The sequence below is a fragment of the Dietzia sp. SLG310A2-38A2 genome, assembly GCF_014145095.1.
In the GTDB taxonomy this organism is placed as follows: domain Bacteria; phylum Actinomycetota; class Actinomycetes; order Mycobacteriales; family Mycobacteriaceae; genus Dietzia.
Genome location: NZ_JAALDX010000170.1, coordinates 1 through 3,374, shown reverse-complemented (window position 1 = coordinate 3,374; position 3,374 = coordinate 1). Strand labels below are relative to the sequence as shown.

General features: G+C 68.9%; 3 protein-coding genes. All 3 read right to left on the bottom strand.

All coding sequences use genetic code 11. The features are described from left to right. Window positions 1–78 precede the first annotated feature (78 nt). The 3 genes from G6027_RS06785 to G6027_RS06775 all read right to left on the bottom strand — a co-directional run bounded on the left by G6027_RS06785 (window position 79) and on the right by G6027_RS06775 (window position 3,228). Window positions 79–903: a thioesterase family protein gene (locus G6027_RS06785; RefSeq protein ID WP_182636508.1), complete on the bottom strand. Its 825-nt coding sequence runs from the start codon at window positions 901–903 to the stop codon at window positions 79–81. A gap of 22 nt (window positions 904–925) precedes the next feature. Further along, on the bottom strand, window positions 926–2,134 hold the full coding sequence (locus G6027_RS06780; protein WP_182636507.1) for an acyl-CoA desaturase: 1,209 nt from the start codon (window positions 2,132–2,134) through the stop codon (window positions 926–928). Window positions 2,135–2,226: 92 nt separating this feature from the next. Next, window positions 2,227–3,228, bottom strand: coding sequence for an LLM class flavin-dependent oxidoreductase (locus tag G6027_RS06775; protein ID WP_182636506.1), 1,002 nt, complete (start codon window positions 3,226–3,228; stop codon window positions 2,227–2,229). Window positions 3,229–3,374: the final 146 nt, after the last annotated feature.

The window sequence follows — 3,374 nt, the reverse complement described above, 5'->3', positions numbered from 1 at the left end:
AGCCGCGTGGCGGCGATCGCCGCAGGGCCAGCCGCGCCGCCGGCTGAGTCCCGCCGCCGACCGATCAGCCGCCGGCTGTCACCCGAACACGGTGATGGTCTGGCGGCTGATCGCCGTCAGTGCCCCGTCCGGTCGCCACATCATGGCGTGGGTGTGCGCGTACCCGTCGCGGGACGCATCGGTGGTCGCCTCGTAGGCGAACACCGCCTCCGGCGGGATCGTGTCTGGACCGATCTCCGCCACCAGCTCCAGCGTCCAGGTCAGGCTGCTGGCGGGTGCGAACCCGGAGAGCATCTGGATGGTCGCAGGCGGCCACGCGTCCGCGAGTACTAATAGATGCTCCTCGTGGAACTCCTCCGGGGCCTCACGCAGCTGCGCCCAGCCCGAGAGGTCACCGGTGTCGGCGCCGGTGAACGGTAGCGCGCCACCGACCTGTCTCAACGCGAGGAACCGATAGAACTCCGGGGTCATCTTCTCGATGTAGGGGAACGGCTCGATCGTCCCGGGCTCCGGCAACTCCGGCATGGGATGCCTCGGGGCCACGACGATGGTGGAGTCGCGGTGCTTCCCGAACGCCGCGAGCGCCGTGGCGACGATCTTCCCGTCCTGCCGCAGCGTGGCCTGGCCCTGCGTCACGTTCTTCCCGACCCGCAGGATCTCGGCGTGGACCTCGACCGCGCCCGTCGTGGCGGGACCGACGAACGACACCGTGAACGACCTCAACGGATGTGGAGACCCGGCCCCGGACCCGTCTCCGGCGGCGTCCCTCAGCCGACCCTTGATCGACGCGAGGAGCAGGGCTCCGGTCAGGCCACCGTAGATCGCGCGGCCCTGCGTCCAGCCGTCCGTGACCTCGACACTCCCACCGCGCGAGGCGGACTCCAGCATGCTCTTCAGCGACATGCCGGACAGTCTGCCAAAGCGCTCAGTGGACCAGTTGGGGGCGCCCCTTCTGCCGGATCGCCGCCAGGGCCGTCGCGAGGCCGGGCATCTGCGGCAACCGGTCGAACATCTTCTCGCTGCGGGTCTCCGCCGCGTCGTCGGCGGTCCGGAGCAGGTACCGGTCGGGCAGGGAGAGTCGCGCGATGGTGCGCCACGACTGCAGGTACTGCTTCCACAGTGGCCCGCTCACATACGGCAGGTCGTACCGCTCGCACAGCTCGCGGACCCGCAACGAGATCTCCGAGTACCGGTTGGACGGCAGGTCGGGGAACATGTGGTGCTCGATCTGGAACGACAGGTTGCCCGACATGAGGTTCATGACGGGGCCACCGTCGAGGTTGGCGCTGCCGAGCATCTGACGCAGGTACCACTCGGCCTGCGTCTCGTTCTTCACGTCCTTGGGGGTGAACTTCTCCGCCCCGTCCGGGAAGTGACCGCAGAAGATCACCGCATTGGTCCAGATGTTGCGGATGATGTTGGCGGTGACGGTGGCGGTGAGGGCCTCCCGCCCGGACGGCCCCGCGAGCACGGGGAACAGGACGTAGTCCTTGAGGACCTGCTTGCCGGCCTTCCGCAGGAACGCCTTGGCGGTGCGCCGGTCGGCGGGCGTGGCACCGGAGCCCGGGAACGCGTCCTGGAACCGGACGTGCTGCAGCCCGATCCCCCATTCGAACCCCAGCATCAACACGGTGTTGACCAGGAGGTTGGCGGAGTACCTGGGCTCCCACGGCACGTCACGCGTGACCCGCAGGACGCCGAACCCCACGTCGTCGTCCAGCCCGACGATGTTGGTGAACTTGTGGTGCAGGTAGTTGTGGGTGTGCTTCCAGTCCGCGGAGCTGCCGACCAGATCCCATTCCCACGTGGTGGAGTGGATCTCCGGATCGTTCATCCAGTCCCACTGTCCGTGCAGGACATTGTGACCGATCTCCATGTTCTCGAGGATCTTGGCCACGGCAAGGGATCCCGTGCCGAGCGCCCAGGCCGTGCGGTTCCGTGCGCCGAGATACAGGACGGCACGGGCTCCCAGTTCGATCCCCCGCTGCAGCCGGATCACGCCGTGGATGTAGCGGTAGTCCCGTTCCCCGCGAGAGGCGATGACGTCGGCCCTGATCGCGTCGAGTTCCCGGCCCAGCTCGTCGATCTGCTCGGGAGAAAGGTGCGCGTACTCGCCTACATCAGAAATCGCCATGGATCAACTCTAGGCCGGTCCGGGGGGCCTTAACCACCCGTGGGACCTCCTGATGGCGAATTCGTGACCAAGCGCACCACGTCGTGGCTACTTCAGTCACTCCAGGACCGGCGCAATACGTCCAGCGTGCCGTGGACCCGCTCACGGGTCGACCCCACGGGGGCGATCATCAGCTCGTCCGCGCCCGCGCGCTCGGCGAAGTCCCGCAGGTAGTCGCGCACCTCGGGGCCGTCCCCCACGGCGGTGTAGGTGATCATGTGCAGGATCTGGCGGCCGGCGGCCGACTCCATCACCATGTCCAGCTCCTCGTCCGAGAAGTGGCGCCCGCGTCCGGCCATGAGCTTGACGCGCTGGCGGCGGTACCAGTGCAGTTCGCGGGCCGCGCGCCCGGTGTCGTCGTCGGCCACCACGTTGACCGCGGCGATCATGTACGGCTCGGCCAGCTGCTCACTGGGCTCGAAGCGGTCGCGGTACACCGCCGAGGCCTGCTCGAGCGCGTCGGGCGCGAAGTGCGAGGCGAACGCGTACGGCAGACCGAACTTCGCGGCGAGCTGGGCGCCGAACAACGAGGATCCGAGGATGTAGAGGGGAACCCTGGTGCCCCGGCCCGGGGTCGCGGTGATCCCGCGGGTGCGGGCGAGGTCCGACGGGGAGTCTCCCAGGAAAGCCTGCAGTTCACGCACGTCGTCGGGGAAGTGCTCGGCGGCCGACGGCTCGCGACGCAGGGCGCGGAACGTCTGCGGGTCGGTGCCGGGCGCACGGCCCAGCCCCAGGTCGATCCTGTCCGGGTGCAGCTCTGCCAATGTGCCGAACTGCTCGGCGATCACGAGCGGCGAGTGGTTGGGCAGCATCACCCCGCCGGAACCCAGCCGGATCCGCTCGGTCTGCGAGGCGATCTGGGCCATGAGCACCGCCGGTGCCGAGGAGGCGATGGACCCCATGTTGTGGTGCTCGGAGTACCAGACCCTCTCGTAGTCAAGCTCCTCCGCCCTGCGCGCCAACGCCACCGAGTCCTGCAGCGCCTCCCCGACGGACTGACCGGGGCGGACGGAGGCGAAGTCGATCACGGACAGGGGCATCGGGGAGGGGGCCATGACCGGTCCAACCCGCGCCCCGCGGGGCCTATTCCGTCCCGCGTCCGGCCGGGGGCGGCACACTGGGGGTATGTCCGCACCCGGTTCCAGTTCCAGTTCCAGTTCCGTCGACATCGTGCACCTGGTCTCGGAGATGCGCAGGGCCG